This is a genomic window from Pedobacter alpinus (assembly GCF_042684645.1).
In the GTDB taxonomy this organism is placed as follows: domain Bacteria; phylum Bacteroidota; class Bacteroidia; order Sphingobacteriales; family Sphingobacteriaceae; genus Pseudopedobacter; species Pseudopedobacter alpinus.
Window position 1 is genome coordinate 332,519 of sequence record NZ_JBHULV010000008.1, and the last position, 24,912, is coordinate 357,430.

At 33.1% G+C, this 24,912-nt stretch carries 23 protein-coding genes; 7 read left to right on the top strand and 16 right to left on the bottom strand.

Features of this window, described 5'->3' with window-relative positions:
• Positions 1-174: 174 nt before the first annotated feature.
• From ACFSSE_RS02575 to ACFSSE_RS02590, 4 genes are read right to left on the bottom strand one after another with little or no spacing between them, the layout of a single operon-like run.
• Positions 175-1,653: a rubredoxin gene (locus tag ACFSSE_RS02575; protein ID WP_379040646.1), complete on the bottom strand. Its 1,479-nt coding sequence runs from the start codon at positions 1,651-1,653 to the stop codon at positions 175-177.
• 1 nt (position 1,654) lies between these two features.
• Positions 1,655-5,167 carry a molybdopterin-dependent oxidoreductase gene (locus tag ACFSSE_RS02580; RefSeq protein ID WP_379040645.1) on the bottom strand — a complete coding sequence of 1,171 codons (3,513 nt, stop codon included), beginning with the start codon at positions 5,165-5,167 and terminating at the stop codon, positions 1,655-1,657.
• A 31-nt stretch (positions 5,168-5,198) separates the two neighbouring features.
• Complete coding sequence (locus tag ACFSSE_RS02585) at positions 5,199-6,500, bottom strand: MFS transporter (protein WP_379040644.1); 1,302 nt, start codon at positions 6,498-6,500, stop codon at positions 5,199-5,201.
• A 30-nt stretch (positions 6,501-6,530) separates the two neighbouring features.
• On the bottom strand, positions 6,531-7,802 hold the full coding sequence (locus ACFSSE_RS02590; protein WP_379040643.1) for an alginate export family protein: 1,272 nt from the start codon (positions 7,800-7,802) through the stop codon (positions 6,531-6,533).
• 466 nt (positions 7,803-8,268) lie between these two features.
• Between ACFSSE_RS02590 and ACFSSE_RS02595 the strand changes: the two genes are divergently transcribed.
• Positions 8,269-8,964 (top strand): Crp/Fnr family transcriptional regulator, encoded by a 696-nt coding sequence (locus ACFSSE_RS02595; protein WP_379040641.1) that lies wholly within the window; start codon positions 8,269-8,271, stop codon positions 8,962-8,964.
• A 52-nt stretch (positions 8,965-9,016) separates the two neighbouring features.
• Here the strand turns inward: ACFSSE_RS02595 and nirD are convergent, their stop codons facing one another.
• Together nirD and nirB are read right to left on the bottom strand one after the other, a co-directional pair.
• Entirely contained in the window at positions 9,017-9,397 is a 381-nt protein-coding gene (gene nirD, locus ACFSSE_RS02600) for a nitrite reductase small subunit NirD (protein ID WP_379040640.1), read from the bottom strand.
• A gap of 155 nt (positions 9,398-9,552) precedes the next feature.
• Positions 9,553-12,048 carry a nitrite reductase large subunit NirB gene (nirB, locus tag ACFSSE_RS02605; protein WP_379040639.1) on the bottom strand — a complete coding sequence of 832 codons (2,496 nt, stop codon included), beginning with the start codon at positions 12,046-12,048 and terminating at the stop codon, positions 9,553-9,555.
• Between the two features lie 300 nt (positions 12,049-12,348).
• Here nirB and cobA point away from each other — a divergent pair, with 300 nt between their 5' ends.
• Positions 12,349-13,056, top strand: coding sequence for a uroporphyrinogen-III C-methyltransferase (gene cobA / locus ACFSSE_RS02610; protein ID WP_379040638.1), 708 nt, complete (start codon positions 12,349-12,351; stop codon positions 13,054-13,056).
• A 2-nt stretch (positions 13,057-13,058) separates the two neighbouring features.
• Here cobA and ACFSSE_RS02615 read toward each other — a convergent pair whose 3' ends face one another.
• Complete coding sequence (locus ACFSSE_RS02615) at positions 13,059-13,778, bottom strand: glycerophosphodiester phosphodiesterase (protein WP_379040637.1); 720 nt, start codon at positions 13,776-13,778, stop codon at positions 13,059-13,061.
• Between the two features lie 97 nt (positions 13,779-13,875).
• Complete coding sequence (locus ACFSSE_RS02620) at positions 13,876-14,361, bottom strand: hypothetical protein (protein WP_379040636.1); 486 nt, start codon at positions 14,359-14,361, stop codon at positions 13,876-13,878.
• A 299-nt stretch (positions 14,362-14,660) separates the two neighbouring features.
• Here ACFSSE_RS02620 and ACFSSE_RS02625 point away from each other — a divergent pair, with 299 nt between their 5' ends.
• The gene (locus ACFSSE_RS02625; RefSeq protein WP_379040635.1) at positions 14,661-14,867 is read left to right on the top strand and encodes a hypothetical protein; all 207 of its coding nucleotides are present in this window, start codon (positions 14,661-14,663) and stop codon (positions 14,865-14,867) included.
• The gene (locus ACFSSE_RS02630; RefSeq protein WP_379040634.1) at positions 14,839-15,183 is read left to right on the top strand and encodes a type II toxin-antitoxin system RelE/ParE family toxin; all 345 of its coding nucleotides are present in this window, start codon (positions 14,839-14,841) and stop codon (positions 15,181-15,183) included. Before ACFSSE_RS02625 ends, ACFSSE_RS02630 begins: the two co-directional genes overlap by 29 nt.
• Before the next feature lie 212 nt (positions 15,184-15,395).
• Here ACFSSE_RS02630 and floA read toward each other — a convergent pair whose 3' ends face one another.
• From floA to ACFSSE_RS02670, 8 genes are read right to left on the bottom strand one after another with little or no spacing between them, the layout of a single operon-like run.
• Positions 15,396-16,373 (bottom strand): flotillin-like protein FloA, encoded by a 978-nt coding sequence (gene floA / locus ACFSSE_RS02635; RefSeq protein ID WP_379040633.1) that lies wholly within the window; start codon positions 16,371-16,373, stop codon positions 15,396-15,398.
• A gap of 16 nt (positions 16,374-16,389) precedes the next feature.
• Positions 16,390-16,851, bottom strand: a complete 462-nt coding sequence (locus tag ACFSSE_RS02640) for a redoxin domain-containing protein (protein WP_379040632.1) — start codon at positions 16,849-16,851, stop codon at positions 16,390-16,392.
• Between the two features lie 55 nt (positions 16,852-16,906).
• Entirely contained in the window at positions 16,907-17,824 is a 918-nt protein-coding gene (locus tag ACFSSE_RS02645; RefSeq protein ID WP_379040631.1) for an SDR family oxidoreductase, read from the bottom strand.
• Positions 17,825-17,867: 43 nt separating this feature from the next.
• Positions 17,868-18,830, bottom strand: a complete 963-nt coding sequence (locus tag ACFSSE_RS02650; protein ID WP_379040630.1) for a hypothetical protein — start codon at positions 18,828-18,830, stop codon at positions 17,868-17,870.
• Positions 18,831-18,849: 19 nt separating this feature from the next.
• Positions 18,850-19,395, bottom strand: a complete 546-nt coding sequence (locus tag ACFSSE_RS02655; RefSeq protein ID WP_379040628.1) for a shikimate kinase — start codon at positions 19,393-19,395, stop codon at positions 18,850-18,852.
• A 13-nt stretch (positions 19,396-19,408) separates the two neighbouring features.
• Positions 19,409-20,464, bottom strand: coding sequence for an ABC transporter permease (locus tag ACFSSE_RS02660; RefSeq protein ID WP_379040627.1), 1,056 nt, complete (start codon positions 20,462-20,464; stop codon positions 19,409-19,411).
• Positions 20,457-21,629: a BT_3928 family protein gene (locus tag ACFSSE_RS02665; RefSeq protein WP_379040626.1), complete on the bottom strand. Its 1,173-nt coding sequence runs from the start codon at positions 21,627-21,629 to the stop codon at positions 20,457-20,459. Before ACFSSE_RS02665 ends, ACFSSE_RS02660 begins: the two co-directional genes overlap by 8 nt.
• A 6-nt stretch (positions 21,630-21,635) precedes the next feature.
• A complete protein-coding gene (locus tag ACFSSE_RS02670) occupies positions 21,636-22,178 on the bottom strand; it encodes a DUF1599 domain-containing protein (protein ID WP_379040625.1) in 543 nt (180 codons plus the stop codon).
• A 33-nt stretch (positions 22,179-22,211) separates the two neighbouring features.
• On the opposite strand from ACFSSE_RS02670, the gene folP reads away from it, so the two are divergent.
• Genes folP through ACFSSE_RS02685 form a run of 3 tightly spaced genes read left to right on the top strand, consistent with a single transcriptional unit; the run spans position 22,212 to position 24,817 of the window.
• Positions 22,212-23,090, top strand: coding sequence for a dihydropteroate synthase (gene folP / locus ACFSSE_RS02675; RefSeq protein WP_379100696.1), 879 nt, complete (start codon positions 22,212-22,214; stop codon positions 23,088-23,090).
• A 24-nt stretch (positions 23,091-23,114) separates the two neighbouring features.
• Entirely contained in the window at positions 23,115-23,906 is a 792-nt protein-coding gene (gene cdaA / locus ACFSSE_RS02680) for a diadenylate cyclase CdaA (protein WP_379040623.1), read from the top strand.
• Between the two features lie 44 nt (positions 23,907-23,950).
• Complete coding sequence (locus tag ACFSSE_RS02685; RefSeq protein WP_379040622.1) at positions 23,951-24,817, top strand: oxidoreductase; 867 nt, start codon at positions 23,951-23,953, stop codon at positions 24,815-24,817.
• Positions 24,818-24,912: the final 95 nt, after the last annotated feature.

A 24,912-nucleotide genomic window follows, 5' to 3' on the forward strand; every position in this document is an offset into this window, starting at 1 on the left:
TAATTTGCTTGGATTTTAAAAGTATCAAGATATAAGTATCAAGAGTTATTGGTAAAGATTTTAAACTTTCTTTAACTTCTCAAAAAAAGCTGATGCGGTGGTAGAAAATGATTAAATAAACTGCCACCAATAATTATTTGGCTATAAACCCTAGAAAAGAGCCAAATATTAACATCAACCAATTAACATTTTGTTAAGTTTTATCTGCTCAAAATCAGTTTTTGGAGCATCGCAAGTTGGGCAGGAGAAGTTTTCTAAAGAATCGAATTTTACACCAACCGGAATGTTATTCACTAAATCTCCGTAGCGTTCATCGTAAATGGTAAAGCAATGCTTACACTGATGAGCAATAAATATTTTATCGGTTTCAACTGTTTTTTTAATTTGAGTTTCCTTTTGTTGAAGTTCCTTTTTATTGAGTCTTAAAGTATAATAAACCTCACAAATCTCCATTAATTTGGGTGCCAGTTCACTATAAACAACACCTTCGTGGTAAGTGATGTATTCTTTAGAATTTGGATTAAAATCTTTAGTATAAAGCAATTCGTAAAGTTCTTCTCCATTTGCGTTTTTAGAATTACGTTTTCTCACCACAATAGAACTAAACAAGCCTGTTTTTGGCTGCGTTTTAATTGCAAAACATAAACGATAAGTACGTAAATCTGCTTCTTCAAAAGCTTTTACTAAATCTAATTTTATACGTAAAGCTTCTTTGCTAAAATCCTCGGTTTGCCAATTTAACTCGTTTGCAGCATGCCGAATATTTACACGGTATTTGTTCAATAAATCGCTCCAAAATACCCTGTCTTTATTGTTAATGTTTTTGATGACGATAGATTTCCAAGAAGTGGTATATAATTGTCCAATTCTGGTTTCTAAGCATATCTCGCATATTTCTTTTAAAAAATCCAGACTATATTCTTCGTTTCTTCTATAAATGCCTAACCAAGATTTATTATCGCTATAACGGTTTAAACCTTCATAATAAGGTAATTGAAAATCGGTATGTACTAAAGGCTTTTCAAAAGTATGGCTTAAAAATTGGAATTTGTTTTTTACTTTATGATAAATTTCCTCTCCAATAATCTGTGTTTCAAAACTTTTCTTTTCCGAGTTTAAATCAATAAACTGCTCTAAAACCCGGCTCATTTCAGCAATATCTTCCGAATAAACCAATGTTGGCCAGCAATACATTTGGTTGGTTTTTGGGAAACGAATATATAAATACCAAAAATTATTAGTCTCAGACGCTATAAAATTAAGGTTGCCCGTAAAAAACGGAATCAGATTTTGATAATAATCTACTATATTAATTTTAAGCTTAGGCTGATGATTAAAACCATCTAAAACATCTTTATAAACGCCTTCTGTAAGCCATAAAGAAGTCGGAAAAATTTCTTCGGTAACGTAAGAACTCACCAAATTCGGATAATCATCTGTATCTATTTCATAAGCTACATCGCCAACCAAAAACAGGTCATTTAAATCATCCAAATATTCATCATTAACCACAAAAAGTAATTGTTGCCTGTTACCAAAGCGTACATTTTTAACTTTACATTTTTCTGCAATACACAAAATTTCATGCAAATCGCCAGGAGAAACAATGCCTCCGGGCAAATTAATTTTGATGATATGTTCTGTTTTCTCCATCCTAAATCGCCATTTCTAAAATATTTGCACCTACACTTTCTTCTAAAATCTTTTTTACTTCTGGTTTGCAAGAACCACAGCCCATACCAGCACCTGATGCCGAACAAAGTGCAGAAAACTCATTGCAACCGCCATTAATTTTAGCTCTAATATTATCTGCACCCACATTATTACAACTACAAACTAATTTACCTAAAACAGGCTCGGCAGTTTTTCCGCTACGTAAAAGTTGCATTCGCTTATCGCTGAGTTCAATTTTATTTGAAATCAGTTCTTTAAATTCTAAAAATTCAGTTTTATCACCAATTAAAATAGCACCAACCAATTTATCTTGATGGATGATACATTTTTTGTAGTAACGTTTTGCTTTATCTATAAAAACAATCTCCTCATAAGAACTATCCGGACATTCTGGCAAACCAATACTGCATAAATCGAACCCGTGAATTTTAATAATATTCATTAATGCGCTGCCTTGATAAACGCTAGCAATATCTCCGTTTAAAAAGTTTGCTGCAATATGTGCTTGCTGTTCTGCAGCGGTTGTAATTCCGTATAAATCACCTTTAAATTCTGCTATCTCGCCAATGGCAAAAATAGATGCATCGCTAGTTACTAATCTTTCATTTACTACAACGCCACGTTTACATTCTAAGCCGCAATCTTTTGCTAATTCTAAATTTGGAGTAGTACCGATAGCTAAAATAACCGCATCGCAGTTAATTCTTCGCCCGCTTTTTAAACCAATACCTGTTAATTTACTTCTTCCATAATAAAGTTGAACTTCATCGTTAAAATAAATATCGCAACCTTGATCTACCATTTCTTCATACAAAAGCTGACTGCCTAAAGCGTCTAATTGCTTTTGCATAAACTTAGAACTCCTTTGTATAATGGTAATTCTTACACCAATTTCTCGTAAAGAAGCCGCCATCTCTAAACCCAATAAACCACCACCATAAATGGCAACATGCGCATTTTTTGGAATATGTTGGATAAAACTATCGGCATCTGTACGGCTACGCATGGTAAAAATACCCGGCAAAGAAGGGATATTTTTTGGAACAGAAGCTCTGCTTCCTGTTGCTAAAACCAATACATCGTAAGGTGTTTTTTTACCGTAAGCATCAACCACATATTTTTCTTGGCGGTTGATTTTTTCAATACCTAAACCACGATGCATTCTGATTTTATAATCAGGTTCTTCCTCATCCGTCATTTTCACCAATTGCTCCCATTTTTGCTCACCGCTAATGTAATCGGGCAACATTACTCGGTTATAAAATGGAAAATTTTCTTTGCTAAAAATGGTAATTTCATCGTCTTTATTAACCTCTCGATAAGATTTGACAAAGCCATAAGCACCTGCACCTGCACCAATAATTACTATGCGTTGTTGTGGTTTTTTATATATTTCTACACTAACTGCACAATATTTAAAATCTGGTTCTTTAGAAATTGGATCTAACTGATCACTGGTAATATTATTTGCTCGGTTTAAATCACTACCTAAAATTTTACCCCAGTGCATCGGTAAAAAAACAACTCCAGTTTTAACGCTACTGGTAATTTTAGCTTTTACCATTACCTCGCCTCGCCTAGATTTAATTAAAGCAACATCATTTTCGTTAATTCCTAATAAAGCCGCATCTAAAGGATGAATTTCTAAAAAAGCATCTTTAATATGTTGGTTAAGCTTGTTTACTTTTCCTGTTTTGCTACGGGTATGCCATTGATCGCGGATACGACCTGTTGTTAAAATAAAAGGAAAATCGCTGTTAGGTAATTCACTGGTTAAAGTATCATCAACCGGATGAATAATTGCTTTTTTTGATGGCGTATAAAAGATTTTATCCTCAAATAAACGGTTAACGCTTTTTCCTTTTTTATAAGGCCATTGTACACTTCTTTCTTTTTTAAGGATGCTGTAATTTAAGCCTGTAATATCGATATTGGTGTTAGCTGTTAATTTGGTATGTTCAATAAAAATTTCCTCAGCATTTTTATAATCAAAACCCGGATAATTCATTTTTTGAGCGAAACGGCAAATGATTTCCGCATCTGGTAATGCTTCGCCGGGTGCATCAACTATTTTAGGCAAATAGGTAATTCTGCGTTCGGAGTTGGTCATTGTTCCTTCTTTTTCTGCCCAACCTGCCGCTGGTAAAATCACATCGGCGTAAGCTAAAGTTTCTGGCTTATTGCTGATTTCTTGAACTACTACAAACTTCGCTTTCTTTAAAGCAGCATCTGCCAAACGGGCATTTGGTAAACTTGTGAGAGGATTTGTGCATAAAATCCAAATGGCTTTTAAACTTCCATCATTTAAAGCATCCATCATTTCGGTTGCTGTTAAACCTGGTTTTTCGTTGATTTCTTTTCCGCCCCAAAAATCTTGCACTTCTTTACGATGTAAAGGATTATTCAAATTTCTGTGAGCTGGCAAAAGGTTTGATAAGCCACCGACTTCACGGCCGCCCATTGCATTTGGCTGCCCGGTTAACGAAAAAGGACCTGCACCCGGCTTTCCAATTTGACCTGTAATTAAATTCAAATTAATTAAACTCAGGTTTTTATTAGTTCCAACGGCACTCTGGTTTAATCCCATTGTCCACATGGTAATAAAACCTTTTGCTTCGCCAATATATTTGGCAGCTAAACGTATTTCGCTAGGTTCTAAGCCACAAATTGCAGCAGCTTCTACCAAAGTTTTTAGAAAAACAGATTCTTTATAAGCTTCGTAACCTTGTGCATAATTGGCAATAAAATCAGTGTCAATAGCTCCATTTTCTATTAGTAACCTGCCAATTGCATTGTTTAAAACCACATCAGTGCCGGGGTTTAATTGCAAATGTAAATCGGCAATAGCAACAGAATCTGTAGCTCTTGGGTCAACCACTATTATTTTTGTGTTTGGATTTTTAGCCTTATGTGCTTCTACTCTTCTCCATAAAATGGGATGGCACCAAGCCGGATTTGCACCGGTAACATAAAAACAATCTGCTAATTCAATATCATCATAGCAAACTGGTACACTGTCTTCTCCTAAGGTCATTTTGTAGCCAACTACGGCACTACTCATACATAAACGAGAGTTGGTATCTATGTTATTGCTCCCAATAAATCCTTTTATCAATTTATTGATGACATAATACTCCTCGGTTAGGCATTGCCCCGAAGCATAAAACGCTACCGAGTTAGGGCCGTATTTATCAATAAAAGTTTTAAAAACTGCAGCTGTACGATTTAGTGCCTCATCCCAACTTACTTTTTGCAAGGGCATATTTTTATTATAACGCATTTGCGGATGCAGCAACCTATCGCTTTTATCATTTACCGTATAATGTAAATTCATGCCTTTACTGCAAAGCATGCCTTTGCTAGATGGGTGACTTTCATCACCTTTTAAGCTTAAAATATTGTTTTTATCTTTTCCCACAACTACGCCACAACCCACACCGCAATAGCTGCAAGTAGATAATTGAGCGGTAGATTTTAAATGTGGATTTATCATGTTTAATAGGTTTTATAAATATTAACTGAAATTATTTTGACATGTTTAGCGCTAAATCTTCTACTTTTTCTTTTGATGTGGAGCCGATGAATTTAGTGATGAATATAATTACTGAAACCGCAATAATGGTATAGCCAATATATTCGAAGGCTTGTACATAAGTAATTGTTTCTGATTTAAACAAGAAGCCGAAAGCCATGCCTCCAATATTACCACCAGCACCTACAACGCCACTTATTAGGCCTACGTTTTTATCATTTATAAACGGAACGATGCCATAAGTAGCTCCATTAGCCATTTTTAAGAATAGTGCAAAAGAAACCATTGATATTATTGCAAATACAAATGAACCAGCATGAGCAAATAATAATACACCGCAACCTTCTAAAAGTAACATCAATGCCAATAAAGTGCCTTTACCTTTCATCCCGAATTTACCACCTATTTTATCAGAAACAATTCCGCCCAATGCTCTTGCAAAAAGATTCATAAAACCAAATGCGCCAGCCCAAAAACCTGCACTACTTTGTGATAAACCAAAAGAATCTACAAAGTGTAAAGAAGCTACGTTATCAAAAGTAATTTCCATTCCAAAGCACATGGCGTAAGCCAAGGTTAAAGCCCAAACTCTCCAATCTGCCAATACCTTCCAATCTGTTTTTTTTGCCTCTGCTTTTGAGTGACCAATTTCATCAAAATTGCCTTTTGGAGTGTCTTTAGTATATTTCCAATAGATAAAAGCGGTTATCAGCATCATTAATCCTGGAAAAATCATGGCGTATCTCCAAGCTTGTGCATCGGTATAACCAAAACCTACAATAGCTGCAAAAATAACCGGCATAACCATATTGGTAACACCGCCACCTAAATTACCCCAACCACCTGTTACTGCGTTTGCTGTTCCTTTAATATTTGGCGCAAACATGATAGAAGTATGGTATTGTGTAATAACAAACGAAGCTCCTATTACCCCAATAGCTAGTCTGAAAAGAATAAAAGTCTCGTAACTATGAGCTAAACCCACCAAAAAAACTGGTAAAGAACCTAAAATCAATAACCAAACGGCTGTTTTACGTGGTCCAAAAATATCACACAGTTTTCCAATAACTAGGCGGGCAATAATAGTTGCCGATACAGATGCAATAATGATATTACCAATTTGAGCTTTTGATAAACCCATTTCGGCTCTTATGGTGGGCATTAATGGTGCTAAACCAAACCATCCGAAAAAGCACACAAAAAACATGAGCCATGTGATATGGAAAGTTCGCATTTGAACTCCTTTAAAAGAGAAGATATTTAATTTATGTAGAGGTTGATTGTTAGTTTCCATGCGTTTAAAGTTTAAAGAGTGACAAAAAAATTAAATAAATGTTGGTGAAAAAGTGATCATTGTCCAAGCCCATTGGTTTGGCCCTTTATTGATTGAGCTTTTTATAGCATCCATAGTTTTTGTAGAAAACAAATGAGAATAACCCAATTTGAAATTTACTCCAGAATATACATTTAGGGTATAAACTACATCAACTTCTTGCCCTAAAGAACTTGAAAGTTTTGTGGTACCAGCAAAAACATTAACAGGGGTGTTAAATTGATGGATATTTAAAAGAATTAAAGATTTTTTGCCGGTTTTAAATTTGGTGTTTAGGTAAATGTCTATTAAGCCAGTAGTTCTGCCACCTTGGCCAAAACTGTTGCCAACATAAAAATAATCCATATAACCGTAGAATTTATGGTTTGTACCAAAGGCTGGATCAAAGGCATTTTCATCAACCGAGGTTGATTTTGTTCCAGACAAGTAATCTGCCCCAAGCTCTGGGCTTGCAAATGCTTTGGGCAATGCAGCGCTAAAAGACAATAAATAAGCGCTAACGTATTTGCTTGCGGTGGTTTTTCCAGTTTGATAAAAAGCTTCTTCATGCAAAGCAATTTGCCCAACTTTTTGTTCTGCATACAAACCAAATGTTTGTTTAAATGCAGTTGTTGAATCTGTTTTCTGACGGCCATCGTTCAAAAAAAGAAAAGAGAGTTTTCCGCCTTTATAATCTTTGTGCAACCATAAGTATTGCATGGTTTTATAATTGGCTGTTCCGTTATAAAAAGTGCTACTCAATTTTGTTGGTTCTACCCCAATATTTTGATTAAACGCTGCGCCAACATCCATTGTAAAACCTAAGGAATCTTTGTAGGTAAACTTTAACACATCGTGACTTCTGCTTTGCTGCGCCCAATCTAAAACACCTAGAAAACGTTCGTTATCATAGTTTAAACCTTGACGCCCAATTTTCATTGACCATTTTTTATCAAATTGATATTTGCCATAGGCTTCAAAAACGTTGAAAAGCGCAGGGTCCGATTTATAAATTTGTGCGGTTGCACCCCAAGTTCTTATATCTTGAAAAGAAACTTTAAAGCTTAATTTTTCTTTTGTATAACCGAAGTTTAAGCGTGTTCTTTGTTCTACAAAAAAAGCTGGAGAACTTGTTGAGGTATTTAATGTTTTAAAACCGTTGCGGAATTCGGCTCTTGGTCTAATTTCTCCTGAAAGAGAAAATTGCGCATTTGCGTTTGTTAAACTGATACCTGAAATTAAAAAAATTAGAAGAGTTCGTGGGAGTTTAAATTTTCGATACATTTGATGAGTTTTAAGTTGAACGATTTGAGACTAGTTGACCCCATTTCAGACTGCAATCTGAGTGGGGTTTTTTCTTTTGCTAATTTTTGTATTTTTTAAATCATCTTTTTTGGTTCTTTTTTTTAATAAATATATTAAACATCATGTAATTTTATATTATTAATATCAATTTTTGTGAAAAAATGTTATTTATGTTAAAATATTGATATTTTTTAATCAAAATATCAATATTTATTTATAAAATATTTGTTAAATTGTATTATTTGCAATAAAAAAGACTCTTTTTAAATTAAATTGACTTTGATTTTTAATGTTTATGTAATTTTTTAGTATCTATAATGCATATTTATAAATCTTTTTACGATTTTTATGAAAAATTTAAAAGTTTTTATTGTTATTTCATGAGATAATTAGTGTTTAATCTTAATGATAGATCAGTTAAAAGTTTTTTCACTAAAGAAAAGAGATGAAATTAAGCAAAAAGAAATACGGAATTGAAAATTGCTACCTCAGTAATCACTGTTTGCCAGAGTGGTTGCCTGCTATAGAAGCCAACAAGAAAATATACGAAGTAAAAAAAGGTGAACTTGTTTTTAAGGAAGGTGAGCCAGTAGAAGGTATTTATTTTGTTTATTCTGGCAAATTAAAGGTTCATAAAAAGTGGGCTTCTGATAAGGAGCTGATTTTACGCTTTGCTACGGATGGTAAAATACTTGGTCATAGGGGTTTATCAACCAATAATACAAACTATCCTATTTCTGCAACAGCATTAGAAAATTCTGTTGTTTGCTATATAGATATGAATTTTTTTCATTGCACTTTAAAGGTAAATACAAAATTTGCTTATAAGCTTTTAATGTTTTTTGCTGATGAATTGCAAGAATCTGAAAGAAAAATGAGAAATATTGCTCACATGTCTGTAAAAGGTAGGTTAGCACAAACATTAATATCATTTAAAAACCAGTTTGGTGTTAATGAAGATGGTTCCTTAGCGTTAGAATTATCTAAACAAGATGTATCTTCATATATAGGAGCTACTTACGAAACTCTGTTTAGAATATTGAACGAGTTAATAGAGGAAAAAGCAATTGAAGTTTCAAAAAGGAGTATTAAAATACTTGATTTAGCTAAAGTTGAGGATTTAGCCACAAGAGAAATTTAGGTTATAAAAGAGGCTGTTTTACTCAAAATTGGCCTCTTTTATTTGTGTAAGCTCAATTAAGTTTTAAATAAACTCGCCCATTTATAATAATAACAGGGTAGGTTTCAATTTTGTAGTCATCCCCACTTAAGCATTCTCCGCTTTTTAAAGAAAATGTTTTTTTATGGAAAGGGCAGGCAACTTTTGGTTCACAATCATGTCCAGCACTGCCAATCATACCCCGAGATAATGCCATTTGTTGTTTATGCGGACAAAGATTTTGCGTTGCATACCATTCTTTATTTCTGGTAAAGTTAAAAATTGCTATTTGTGTGTCTTGGTATTTCACACAAGCGCCACCATTTTCTGGTACGTCATCAGTATAGCAAGCAAAAAATAATCCCTCTGTTGAGGTGCTTTCTAGTTGTTTATTTAATTCTATAATCTCGCTCATGTTAATTAATTAGTCAATGGTTAGTGTATTAGTTATTAGTCAATAGTGAATGGTCAATGGTTAGTTGTTAGTTATTAGTCAATGGTTAGTTCATTAGTACATTATTTATAAGATATGGGCTTTTATTAAGTACTAATAGTAATGAACTCTAAAATCTACCAAGCTTCCGCTTTAATTTGCTTACGCATTTCTTCAAATTTTACAGTAGGGTCTTTTTCTTCTGGTGCATTTACAAAATGGCTGAATTTTTTACGCATTTCTGGATTTTCGATAGCGGCTTTCCATTCGCATTGGTAAGTGCTTACATGGTATTTCATTTGCTCTTCCAATTCTTCTGCAATTCCTAAACTATCGTTAATCACTACATTTTTTAAGTAAGCTATTCCACCATCCATTTTATTAAGCCAGGTTGCTGTTCGACTTAAAGGTTCGGCAGTTCTTACATAAAACATTAAAAATCTATCTAAATATATTACACAAGTTTCTTTATCAATATCCGCAGCTAATAATAAAGCATGTTGTGGTTTAGAACCTCCGTTTCCGCATACATATAAGTTATAGCCTTTTTCTGTTGCAATAATTCCAAAATCTTTTGATTGTGCTTCGGCGCATTCTCTAATACAGCCAGAAACACCTCCTTTTAGTTTATGAGGGGAACGTAAACCTTTATAGCGATCTTCAATTTCTATGGCAAAGCTTACGCTGTCTTGTAAACCAAATCTGCACCAAGTGCTTCCAACACAGCTTTTCACAGTTCTTAAAGATTTCCCGTAAGCATGTCCGCTTTCAAAGCCCGCATCAATTAACTCTTCCCAAATTGCAGGTAAATCGTTAAGGTGTGCACCAAATAAATCTATCCTTTGGCCGCCAGTAATCTTGGTGTATAGATTATACTTTTTCCCAACCTGTCCAATAACAATCAGTTTATCTGGCGTAATTTCTCCGCCTGGTATTCTTGGTACAACAGAGTAAGTTCCGCCTTTTTGTATGTTTGCTAAAAAGCGGTCATTACTATCTTGTATGGTGTCTTGTTTCAAGATTAAATCGTTCCATAAACCTGCTAAAATATTTGCTACAGCTGGTTTGCAAGTTTCGCAACCATGGCCTGTACCAAAATGGTCTAGTACAGTATCAAAATCTTTTATTTTATTTAGCTTAATCAAATCCAGTAATTCTTGACGAGAGTAGTCAAAATGCTCACATAATACATTTTTTATGTAAACCCCATTTTGCTCCATGGTACCATTAATTAAATCTTTTACTAAAGGCACACAGCCACCACAGCCTGTGCCGGCTTTGGTGCATTTTTTTACTCCATTTAAATCGGTGCAACCGCCATCAGTAACAGCAGCGCATATCATTCCTTTGGTAACTGCTTCGCAAGAGCAAATGAGAGCATCGTCTGGTAAGGCCATAACTCCAGAGCCGCTTTCACCTTCGCCGCCTCTACTTCCTAAAATTAAATCTTCTGGATTTGGTGGTAAAACCAGTTTATTATTTACGGTTTGCAACAAAATATTGTAAGCATCAGCATCGCCAATTAAAATACCTCCTAACAGGTATTTCCCATCATTGGTAATGTTAATTCTTTTGTAAATTCCTTTGTGCGTATCTTCAAAAACAATGGTTCTTCCATTTGGTTCGCTTACAAAAGCATCCCCAAAACTGGCCACATCAACTCCAATTAATTTTAGCTTGGTGCTCATGTCAAATCCAGTAAAGCTTTTCTCAATATTGCATAAATGCGATGCTACTACTTCTGCCATTTCGTAACCGGGTGCTACCAAGCCATAAATCATTTCTTGATGTAGTGCGCACTCGCCAATAGCAAAAATAGCTTCATCGCTAGTTTGCATTTTGTTATTTACTAATATGCCGCCTCTTGTGCCTACTTCTAAGCCAGCTAGCTTTGCCAATTCATCTCTGGGTCTAATACCTGCAGATATGACAAGCATATCAACCTCAAGTTTTGTGTCGTCATTAAAAACTAATGCCTCAATTTTATTCTCGCCAATAATTTCGCTGGTGCTTTTATTTAAATGAATATTTAATCCTAACTCATTCAGTTTTCCTTGCAAAAGACCGCTACCGGCACTATCTATTTGCCTTGGCATTAATCGTGGAGCAAATTCTATAACATGTGCGTCTTTAATTCCTAAATCTAAAACTGCTTTTGCTGCTTCTAATCCTAATAGTCCGCCGCCCATTACCGCACCAATTTTTGCGGTTTTGGCATGTTCTTTCATTTGCTCTAAGTCTTCAATAGTTCTGTAAACAAATACTCCTTTTTTTTCTATACCTGGTATGTTTGGAACAAAAGGAGCCGAACCTGTGGCTAAAATTAAATAGTCGTAAGCTTGCAGAATTCCTTTTTGAGTATGTATGGTTTTAGTGTTTCGGTTAATTTCTAAAACAGGGTCTCCTAAATGTAAGGTGATGTTGTTTTCTTGATACCAAGTAGAGGTAGACATGCTTAAATCTTCCGCAGTTTTGCCGCTGAAATATTCGCTTAAATGCACCCTGTCATAAGCTCTTCTTGGTTCTTCTCCAAATACAATCATATTATAACTATCGGTTTTTGTTACTAATTTTTCACAAAATTTATAACCAACCATTCCATTTCCGATAATTACTATATTTTTCTTATTCATATTTAGTTGTTTTTTAATAAAAACCTATTTTTTGTTATTTAATCTTTATAATATTGTGATTGAAATAAATATTGTATGATTAATATTATAATAATCACTTATTTTATTTTATAAATTTATGTATTTATATGTTTTTTATAATAAATAATAGTAAAAAATGATAATTTTTAGCATAATATTAAATTTCATATATTAAATTATTGGTTTTTTATTAAAATTTTAATGTAAAATGTATAAATTTTAAAAAATTACTTATTTTTTGTAGGTTATTATTGTTGATAATTGGTTAAAATTGAAAAAATGGAGTTAATTGTTGTAGGTGCAGGCCCAGGAGATCCAGAATTGATCACTTTAAAAGCTATAAATGCTTTAAAAAGAGCAGATGTTATACTATATGATAATTTAGCAAATAAGATTTTGTTAGATTATAAGAAAGACAGCTGCGAATTGGTGTATGTTGGCAAAACTCCTTACCAAAAATATAATAGTCAAGAAGAAATTCATGCCTTAATAAAAGAAAATGCTCAAAAACACGAGGTTGTTGTCCGTTTAAAGGGTGGGGACCCTTTTGTTTTTGGAAGGGGAATGGAAGAGATAATTTTTGCTAGGGGAATAGGCATGAAAACTAGTTATATTCCGGGTATAACCAGCATGTTAGCCATAGGGTTATGTGATATTCCATTAACTCACCGTGGGGTAAGTGAAGGTTTGTGGATTGTTACTGGAACAAAAAAAGACGGTAGTTTATCAAGAGATATTGAATTGGCTTTGCAAAGTAAAACTACTTTGGTTATATATATGGGTATGAAAAACTTGCCTTTTATTATTGAAGCGGCTATTAAAGCAGGTAAACCTAATACTTCGGCAGCATTAATTCAAAATGCTTCTTTACCAAGCATGAAAATGGTAAAGGGGAATTTATGCGATTTGCATGATTTAGCAACACAACATGAAATTACACACCCTGCATTAATTGTTATAGGCGATGTAACTCAAGTAATGCCATAAATTTAGATTTTTAAGAATTGTTCGGGCTTATCTGTAGTAATATAGCTAAGCCCTTTATTTTTCAAGCTGATAAAAATTTGTTTGTTGTTAACAGTCCAACTTTTAACTGTTAGTCTTAGTTTTATAGCATCCGCTATAATTTCGGGCTTATTTAAAAATTCTTTATAATGGAAGCTAATTGCATATAAACCTAAGTGTGCAAGTTGAACTATCGGTTTATCATTACTTAAATAAGCTACTTTAGCATTTTGTAGATTTTGGATAATATATAAACAAGCGTCAAAGTCAAAGCTGATAAATTCAACTATATGTTGAGCTTTTAGTTGATTAACCAATTTTATTATAGATTTTGCAAGTAGCAGTGTTCTGCTTTTGTTTATTTCTGATGCCTTTAATTCGATGATTAGTTTTGTAGTATTATTTTTTAAACATTCAATAATGCAATCTTCTAGTTTAGGGATATTTTCTCCGTTAAATAATTGATGTTTTAAAAGCTCTTTATAATTTGAGGTTTCAATATGTTGATTGAAAAATTCAGCATCATGATTTACTACAATAATTTCATCAGCTGTTAAATGCACATCCAGTTCAGAACCAAAACAACCTAATTTTATGGCTTGTTGTAATGATGCAATAGAGTTTTGCGGTAAATTAAATTCTTTCCAGGCACCACGATGGGCAATGATGATATTTTTTACAGCAGGAATCTCATCAACATACATTCCTAAATTTAGGAAATTATTAAGATTTGATGTATGGATTAATAGAATTTTAAAGAAAAATGACTTAGTAAATTTACTAAGCCACTTTTTAAATATTTTATTGTGCGCTTAAATTGTAGACAATTCTTGCGGTGTTACCATTAGGCAAAGTAAATGGAGAGCTTACTGTTAAAGCATCTTTACTTGCAGCATCAATGTTTAATTGGTAACCATCAGTTACTTCACGGGCTTTTTCACCGTCATCAACTTTTTTAAATTGAAATATTGGGTTTGTACCATTATTTATTAACGACCAGTAAATGTTTTGTGTTGTTCCGTTTGATAAAGTAATAATACCGCTATTTCCTCCATATAATTTCCAAATACTTCCTGTGAAATTTTGATAAGGAGCCATGTCAAAAGCGTTTTTAATTTGATAACCTGCAGGGAAACCTTCTAAACTTACGTTGTTAACTGTCCAAGTATTAGAAATTGTACCTTTTGAAACTTTATAATTAGTTGATGCAGCATTTTTTGATGCGCAAGAACTTATAATGATAGCCATTAGGCAAAAACTTAATGTTGTTAAAATAACTTTTTTCATTTCTTTAAAATTTGATAGTGTGTAATTAAATGTTGTATTGGATGGGGCTGTTCAAAAACAAAGCCACATAAAAAATAGGGGCATAAAAAAACAGCGCATTTTTTATTTAATAGCAGATAAACTATTTTAAATTAAAAACACCAACGGACTAAACTGAAAATATTAAATTATAGTGTGTTTCATTTGATAATAAAGTTTGACTATTTTTGTTTGATAAGCTAAAAGCACTCCAAATTGTTAATTTTTAGATATTTGATGTGATTAAAACTTAATAAATATTAGTTAATAAATAAGAATCTATGAAAGTATTATTAGATATTAAAGATGCAAAAGCTGATTTTGTAATGGAACTTTTAGAAAGTTTCTCGTTTGTAAAGGCTAAAACAATTACACCTCAAAAGGCTGAGGTTTTGGAGGGGATAAAGGAAGCGATAGAGGAAATTAACCTAGTAAAGGCTGGAAAACTAAAAGGCCGTAATGCCGAAGAGCTTTTTGATGAGGTATAAAATAATAGCTATACCCAGATTTGAAAAAGATCTTAAACTTCTTGCTAAGAAATACCCATCAATAAAAAATGAATATTTAAATCTGCTAAATGATTTAAAGGTAAAGCCAGAGATAGGCGTTCCATTAGGTAACAATTGCTATAAGATTCGTATTTCTATCGCCTCTAAAAGAAAGGGGAAGTCTGGAGGAGCAAGAGTAATTACTTATTTACAAATTCATGAGGGAACAATTTTTTTGCTAACCATTTTCGATAAGTCAGAGACTGATAATATTTCCAACAATGATATTTCAGAACTTATGAAATTTATCATATAATCAATTTTGACTATAATGTTAAAATCTTTTTAACTAAATCTTTCTCAAATTTATAATCAAGAGTTGGAGCAGAGTTTGATTAATATTATACCTTTCAGTGAATTTACTAAAGTTAATTTTTGATAAAAAAAAACAGCGCATTTTTAAAAATGCGCTGTTAATTGTGTCTTTACTGTAGGCTTTCAGCTTTAGGCCTTCAGCCTTTAACATAATTATTTCTGATCTCCGCTTCTTGGTTTAGAAATAGACTCTCTCATATCAGTATCTGCTTGGATATTTTGCATTTTATAATAATCCATAATACCTAAGTTTCCACTTCTAAAAGATTCGGCTATAGCCAAAGGAATTTGAGATTCTGCTTCAATAACTTTTGCTCTTGCATCTTGTGCTTTAGCAATCATTTCTTGCTCAAAAGCAACCGCAAATGCTCTACGCTCTTCTGCTTTAGCATTAGCCACTTTTAAATCGGCTTCCGCTTGGTCTGTTTGTAATTTAGCACCAATGTTATCACCAATGTCAATATCGGCAATATCAATAGATAAAATCTCGAAAGCTGTACCAGAATCTAATCCTTTACTTAATACCACTTTAGATATTTTATCTGGGTTTTCTAATACTTCTTTATGGCTAACGGCAGAACCAATAGTGGTTACAATACCTTCGCCAACTCTGGCTAAAATGGTTTCTTCGCCAGCACCACCAACCAATTGGTTAATGTTTGCTCTTACCGTAACTCTTGCTTTGGCAATTAATTGAATACCATCCTTTGCTACTGCTGCAACAGGTGGCGTATTAATTACTCGTGGATTTACCGATAATTGTACGGCCTCAAAAACATCACGCCCAGCTAAATCAATAGCAGTAGCTAATTTAAAATCTAAAGGAATATTTGCCTTATCGGCAGATATTAAAGACTTAATTACATTATTAACATGTCCACCAGCTAAGTAATGAGTTTCAATCTCATTAGAGGTAATGTTTAAGCCCGCTTTTGTAGAGGTAATCATTGCGTTTACTACTAATGAAGGCGGTACTCTTCTTAAACGCATTAAAACCAAGTTTAACAGATTTACCTTTACACCAGATAGTTGTGCAGTAAACCACAAATTAACTGGTAAAATGTAAAACAAGAAGAAGAAGGCAACTACACTTCCAATGATGATAAAAATAATACTGAATGATGGATCCATTATTTAATGTTTAGGTTTATTTTACAATATCGTCAATTGCTTTGAAGTTAGGCAAATCTCCGGCAGATTCTAACACTTCTGCATAAATAACTTTTTGATTTTCATCAATTACAAAAGCAGCTCTTTTAGAAACACCTTTTAAATTGAAAACAAACTCTTCATAAATTGCTCCGTAAGCGTTTGAAGCCTCTTTATTAAAGTCAGATAATAGTGGGAACTGATAATTATTATCTTCTTTAAACTTAGCTAATGTAAAAGGCGAATCAACAGAAATGCCTAAAACTTGCGCTCCTAAACCTTCGTAAAAACCAAAGTTATCTCGCATGGTGCAAAGTTGGGTAGTACAAACGCCCGTAAAAGCCATCGGAAAAAAATGAATAACTACTTTTTTACCTGCAAAATCTTTTAAATTAACTTCTTTTAAATCTGAACTAAATAAGGTGAAATTTGGTGCTTGATCTCCAATTTTTAATGACATAATTTTTAATTTTTAAATTGTTTCAATATAATGATTGTTTGTTAAACCAGTGTTATTAATCATTTGTTTTTAATAAATTTAACTGTTTTTCCATTATGGCTATTCCTTCTGTAAAAGAATGTGGATTATAGCCTAACTCTTTAATGGACTTATCTAAATTAAAACCTGTTTTTACCGGGCGCTTTGCAGCTTGGTTTAAAGATGCCGAACTAATTGGATTAATTAAACTTTTATCTAAACCATAATAGTCCGCAACTTGTTCAACCAATTCTATAATACTCATCATATCTTTGCCCGATGCGTTAAAAACTCCTTGCGCTTCTTTTTCTGCGGCCAATAAACATATTTCGGCTAAATCTTCTGCCAGTGTTGGCATACGCCACTGGTCGTTTACAATATTAATTGGGTTGCCTTTTTCTAAAGCCCCTTTTGCCCATAATACAATATTACTACGGCTCATGTCGCTCACAATTCCATAAACGATGATGGTGCGCAATACCGTCCATTTGATGTTGGATTGTTGCAAAAGCAATTCGGCAGCTAGTTTAGACTCTCCGTAAAATGAAACCGGACAAGGTTGTGCATCTTCTTTATATGGGCCAGCTAAACCGTCAAAAATAAAATCGGTTGATAAATGGATTAATTGTGCATTATGCTTTTCACAAGAATTGATAAGGTTTTCAACTGCCGTAACATTTAAAGCCCAACATTCTTCTTTTTCTGTTTCACAGGTATCAACATTAGTCATTGCAGCGGTATTTATTACTACATCTGGTAAAAAATTAGCAATTACGCTTTCAATGCTTTCAGCATTTAAAATGTCCATTTCTGCATAAACATACCCTTCTTTTATTGGAAATCTATTGATGCCTTTTCCAGTAGCAATTAATTCAAAATCATTTTTCGCTAAAATTCTTTCTGTTAATTTTTGGCCTAGTAAACCATTGCTTCCTGTAACTAATATTTTTTTCATTTATTTTATCTTAATTGAGCTTTAATCTGTTTTTAATTTTAGGCTATTCTGCCTCTGATCTGCTTTTATTTATTTGTAAAATATTGTTTTGTATATCCTTCATTATCCACTTTGCCCACCAACTGGCATAAAAGTTAAAAGTGGTAGATAGTTTGAAATAACTATATAAATGTAACCGGTAGGTATTTTCTGTAAGTTTTTCAAGTTCGTAAGTACCATTTAAAACATCAAAAAAATCGCCGCCAATAACCACATGCTCATCTAAAGTTGTTGATGGAATTTCGTGTGGATTAGCTTTTATGGAAAAAACCATTTTCTTTTGGTCAATATATTCAGAAACTGTTTCATGAAAAACCAATCCGTTTGTAAAAACTGCCGCTCTGTATGCGCCAATTCCTTCATAATTTAATTCGGCCTTTAACGGACGAGGAAAACCTAAAAAATTTGTTAAATAGCCTTTATCTTGCGATTGGTTGATATTTTTTACTCGCGTTACGTTGCTCCAAATTTTATTTGCTGGCGCATTAATATCTATATAAGTATAGGCTTTATATTCTCCAGGAATGGTATTAACCAGAGATTCTAATGGAGAAATAAATAACGGGATTAAGGTTAAAATAGGTAAATAAAGTTTGTTGTCCGCTTTTTTGAGTTTAAAATAGCCGCCAATTAACCCACCGATAGATGCAAATACAAAAAACAGTGGTAAAACCATTAGCCAACAAGCCCAACCTTCAATTTTAAAAAATAAAGTTATCAGTAGAAATAAAATCACTGGTACCCATGGCATAAAAATTTTGTAGGGTAGGCTTTTAGCATTTTCTAAACTTGAAAAGTAAATGGTAAGCGCACCAATAATTGTTGGCAGGCATAACAAGAAAGAAATAGACATTACTTTAAAAAGACTTTCCCATGTTTCTACATCAAAAAAAGTCCTCAATACTAAAGCATAAGCAGTAGGGATTGCTATTATTTTTATGATGGTGATCAGTTTTTTATTATCCATGGCTAGTCAAAATTATCATTTAACCTTCAACTTTACTCAATGCTTCAATCAAATCATCAGCACTTAAATCGACACCTCTTAACATAATTTTAGCTTGGTTATAAAACGGTCTTCTTTCTGTTAATTTAGCTTCAATAAAGGTTAATAATTCATCAAAAGATTTTCCTTTAATTAGTGGGCGTTCAACTCTTGCATTAATTAACCTATCCGCTAAAACTTTTATAGGGGTATCAATAAAAACAGTAATCCCGTTATTATTCATCCATTCCATATTATCAAAAAAGCAGGGTGCACCACCACCAGTGGCAATTATAGCATCATTGGCAATGGCTGCCTCTTGTAAAGTTTGTTTTTCTCTTTCTCTAAAACCATTTTCGCCAAAAGCGGCAAAAAGTTCGGGAATGCTCATTTGGTTTTTAGCTTCTACTAAATCATCTAAATCTAAAAAAGGTAAATCTAATTTTGATGCAATGCTTTTACCTAATTTGCTTTTACCGCAGCCCATAAAGCCAATCAAGAATATTTTTTTTGATAAGATGGTATTGTTTTCTAAAGCTGTTGACATGTTTAATGATAATCTAAATTTTAACCCTTGGGTCTAATGCGGCATAAAGTAAATCTGCCAAAATATTAATGATGATGAATATGAAAGCGATAAATAAAATTGCACCCATAATTACGGGTAAATCTGCTAATTCTAAAGCATCAACAGTGGCTTTTCCTAAACCGTTAAAGCCAAAAATATACTCCACAAAAAAAGAACCTGCCAATAAAGAAGCAAACCAGCCAGATACAGCGGTAACCACTGGGTTTAAAGCGTTGCGTAAAGCATGTTTAATAATAATAGTTTGTGAGTCTAAACCTTTTGCTTTTGCTGTACGAATGTAATCTTGTTTTAGCACATCTAACATAGCGCTACGCGTTAATTGCATAATAATAGCGAGCGGACGTAAACCTAAAGTTAACATAGGTAAAAGTAGATTTTTCCAAACTAGAACTTCGCCTTTAAAAGGATCATAATCGTATAAACTGCCGGACATGTTTAGCCCGGTATAATCACCTAAAACAAAACCAAAAAACCAAGCGATAATAATCCCTGCAAAAAAAGATGGTGCCGAAATCCCTAAAATTGAGCCTGCAATAGCGGTTTGGTCTATCCAAGTATCTTTATAAACAGCCGCCAATACGCCTAAAGCAATACCAATAACAGTAGCAAAAAACATGGCACTTAATGCTAATATTAAAGTATTTGGAACTGTTTCTGCTAAAATATTGGTAACATCTCTTTTGGTTTGGTAAGAACGGCGTAAATATGGAAGTTTAGCAACCAATGCGTTATTATTGCCAACTTTAAAAAGCGTGATATAATTGTATTTTTTTTTACTCGCTAAATCTGATGGATGTATAGCCAAAAGAGATAAATCATTAATATAATACAAAAACTGAACAGGGATAGGTTTATCTAAGCCAAACTCTTTACGCACAGCTTCTAAAGATTGAACGTCTGACCGTTGTCCTTGAGTCATCCTTGCTGGGTCGGCAGGCAAAATATTGAATAAAAAAAATACCACCACCACCACACCAAGCAGCACTGCAAAGCCATAAGCCAGTTTTTGGATGATGAATTTAATCATTAATTTTTGAGAAATAATTATCTGCTAAATAGTTATAACTTGGTAAAGCACTTGCAGGCCATTTGTTAATTACAACCCCATCTTTTAGTAAAATTAAACCTGGGTTAGCCCTTACCATACTTTTTAAAGGCACAGCATCTGCATAAAAAATCTCCGTTAAAAGGTTTAATTCTTTATTGATTTTTGTGGCATCTTGTGCCGAATTAGACGTTAACAAAACTGCCCTTACATTAAAATTTTCTACAGCATTAATAGCAATGGCGTTAATGTCTCCTAAAGCTTTTTTATGTGTTTTATCTAAATTCCAAGCTACAGCAACCAAGTTATAGTAAGGGTTTTCAAAAATTTCTTTGGTATAACTTACTCCTTGAGCATCGTACACATTTAAATCACTAATTTTTGGTTGGTAACCTTCTTTAACTAAAATAGGATCTGATGATGAGATTAATTCCCAATCTGCGTTTTCGTAAATTTTGGTAGCAAGATATTCCTTATCAGTCATGTCTTTACGCTCGCCAGTTTTTTTATTTTTGAGGGTATAAACAATTTTATACTCATTTTGAGGTGCACCTTCTGGTATTTTCATACTTTCTGGAATGTTTGCGCCAATTTTATAAGGTAAAAAATCAATTATTGGTAAAAATGCATAGGTGTATAAACCAAATAATAATGGGATGATAACAATTACTGAACTCCAAATTGTACGAGCGTTCTTACTTTTTGATGGGTTACTAAATTTGTTTACATTAATAAATAATAGCACTATCAATATTAATAAAACAAGGTCTTTACTAAAAGATTGCCAAGGTGTTAGCGGAATTGCATCGCCAAAGCAGCCACAACTTTTAACTACATCAAAAAATGCCGAGTAAAATGTTAAAAAAGTAAAAAAAACAATGAGTAGGAGTAAGCCCCAAACTACTTTCTTTGCGTAATAACCTGTTATTAAAAACAAACCTAAAACTACTTCTAAAGCACAAATAGTGATGGATATAAATACAGCTAAGGGGTTTAAGAAGGTAACATGAAAAACCTCAAAATACTCTTGCAGTTTATAAGAAAAGCCTAACGGATCGTTAAGTTTTATTAACCCACTAAATATAAACAGTAGCGCTACAAATAACTTTATTAAAGTTAAGCTTATGTTTTTTCTTTTTTCAGTCATATTAAATTAGGAAACTCCAAGTTTTATTAAAGCAAAAATGGCATAATTAATCATGTCTTGATAATTAGCTTTAACACCTTCAGAGGCTAAAGTTTTGCCATCATTATCTTCAATCTGTTTAACACGTAAAATCTTCATCAAAATTAAATCTGTTAAAGAACTTACACGCATATCTCGCCATACTTCACCGTAATCGTGGTTTTTAGCAAACATCAATTCTTTAGTTTCGTTAATTTTTGCATCAAAATTTACAGCCACATCATCTGGGTTTAATTCTTGCGGAGCGTCTGCATTAAGCTCCAACTGCATCATTGCAATTGCACAATAATTTATAATACCAATATATTCGCCAATAATATCATCGCCAACTTTACTTACTTTTTTATCTTCTAAAGTTCTAATTCTTTGTGCTTTAATAAAAATTTGATCAGTAATAGAGGATGGTCTTAAAATGCGCCATGCAGTGCCATAATCTCTGGTTTTTTTAATGAAAAGATCTCTACAAATTTTTATGACCAAATCGTATTCTGAGGATGTGTTATTTGCCAAAACTTGTTAAATGTTTGTTTTAATGATGAAATTATGCCTTTATTTGTTTCAATAATGACGGATAAAGATACATTTTTTCGGGTAAAGCGCACACTTAACGTTGCTGGGCAAATTGTTGATTTAAGCGAACCAAAAGTAATGGGGATTTTAAACATCACTCCCGATTCTTTTTACAGTGGAAGCAGGCAACAATCGGAAAATGAACTATTGAGAAATGCCGAAAAAATGCTTTCCGAAGGAGCAGATTTTTTGGATTTAGGAGCATATTCTACCCGCCCTGGCGCAACCGATATTACCGCTGAAGAAGAAAGCCTACGCCTAATACCTGCTATTAAATGTATAGCTAAAGAATTTCCGGCAGCTATCATTTCTGTTGATACTTTTAGAGCTAATATTGCTAAAAAAGCGGTAGAAAATGGAGCGCATATTATCAATGATATTTCTGGCGGTACATTGGATGACAAAATGTTTGAAACCATGGGGAAACTAAATGTGCCGTATATTTTAATGCATATAAAAGGTAATCCTCAAAATATGGTTCATCAAAATAATTATGAAAACATGATGCAAGAAATCTTATATCATTTATCTGAACGTATTGCGCAATTGAAGGCGTTTGGGGTAAAAGATGTTATTTTAGATCCTGGTTTTGGCTTTGCAAAAGATATTGCTCAAAATTATCAGTTATTAAAAAAATTAGACTATTTTAGTTTATTAGCGTATCCAATTTTAGCAGGTTTATCTCGTAAATCTATGATATGGAAATCTCTAAATACATCAGCAAATGAAGCTTTAAACGGGACATCAGTTTTAAACACATTTGCGTTACAAGCAGGCGCAAGTATTTTGCGAGTGCATGACGTTAAAGAAGCGAAAGAATGTATTCAACTTTTTCAACTTTTAAATAAATAATATCAACTAATTTAGCTATCAAAAATGGATTTTCTCGATTTTAGTTTTCTTAAATTAACAGTTTTAGATATAATAGACATGTTATTGGTGGCTATTATTATTTATTACATCTACAACTTAATTAGAGGCACCATTGCTGTAAATATATTTATTGGTTTTATACTTATTTATGTACTTTACTACGTAACAGAAGCTCTAAAAATGCGCCTTTTATCAAGCATTTTAGGCAGTTTTGTGAGTGTTGGTTTTATAGCTTTAATTGTAGTTTTTCAGCAGGAAATTAGGCGTTTTTTATTAACAATTGGTAAAAATATCTCTTTAAGAAACCGTACTTGGCTAAAGTTTCTTTTCAAAAAAGAAGAGTTGGAGAAAAACAACATGGCCAAAATAAAACCAATTATTGATGCCTGCAAAACCATGAAGAAAACCCGTACAGGTGCGCTTATTGTATTTGCAAAATATTTTGATCAAGATGCTTTTGTGAACAGTGGTGAGGTTGTTGATGCTAAAATTTCTAAACGCTTGTTAGAAAGTATTTTTCAAAAGCACAGTCCGCTGCATGATGGCGCAGTAATTATTTCAGAAAACTTAATAAAATCTGCCAGTTGTATTTTGCCGCTAACAGAAAACGATAAATTACCACCTCAATTTGGCTTACGCCACAGAGCCGGAATTGGTGTTACAGAATCTAGTGACGCTACTGCATTAATTGTATCTGAAGAAACCGGAGAAATTTCTTACGCACAGCAAGGAAGAGTAAAAATGAATATCAGTTTTACTGATTTGGAGCGATTATTGAATAAAGATTTTAATTAATTTTTATTATCCCGAGGTTGAATCCTTGGCAAATCCCTTTTAAAATGACGCAAAAGTTAGCCATAGTTACCGGTGCCAATGCCGGATTAGGTTTTGAAACTTCTAAAGTTTTAGTGAGTGTAAATTACAGGATAATTATGGCCTGTAGAGATGTTTCAAAAGGACTAAAAGCTAAAGAGCTCATTTTAAAAGAATTTCCAAATGGGTTAATTGATGTTTTGCAACTTGATTTAAGTAGTCAAAATTCGGTTTCTAAATTTGCTGATTTGGTTAAATTTGATTTTAAGCATTTAGATTTACTGATTAACAATGCAGGCATAATGATGACTCCGTACAAAAAAACAGCAGACGGTTTTGAAAATCAAATGGCTACAAATTATTTAGGTCATTTTGCTTTAACAGGATTATTGCTGCCTTTATTAAATGCCGCTACAAACGCTCGTGTTATTAATTTAAGCAGTTTAGCCCATAGGTGGACAGGGATTAAGTTTGATGATGTGAATTTTGAGACTGGTTATGATAAAAAAGCAGCTTATGGACAAAGTAAATTTGCCTGTTTAATGTTTGGTTATGAGTTGGATAGAAGATTAAAAGCATCTGATTCTAATACAATATCTGTTGTAGCTCATCCCGGTATTTCAAATACAGGTTTGTTTCAGTTTATGCCTACTTTTTTAAAATGGTTAAGTCCGTTTATTGGGCAAAAAGCAGAGGATGGTGCTTTGCCAATCATTTTTGCAGCACTTTCTAATGATTTAAAAGGAGGAGAATATATTGGTCCTGATGGATTTAACGAATGGAGAGGCAAACCGAAAATTGTAGATTCTAATGCAGCTTCAAAAAAATTAGCAGACGCTAAAAAACTTTGGGATTTATCTGAGAAAATGGTAAATGTTAAATATGATTTTTAGAATATTCAAGAATTTATTTCTCGCAGCTTTCATTATCACTTAATCAAATATATTGCTCTAGTAACCTCTGTGGTGAAAATAGTGGTCAAGATGTT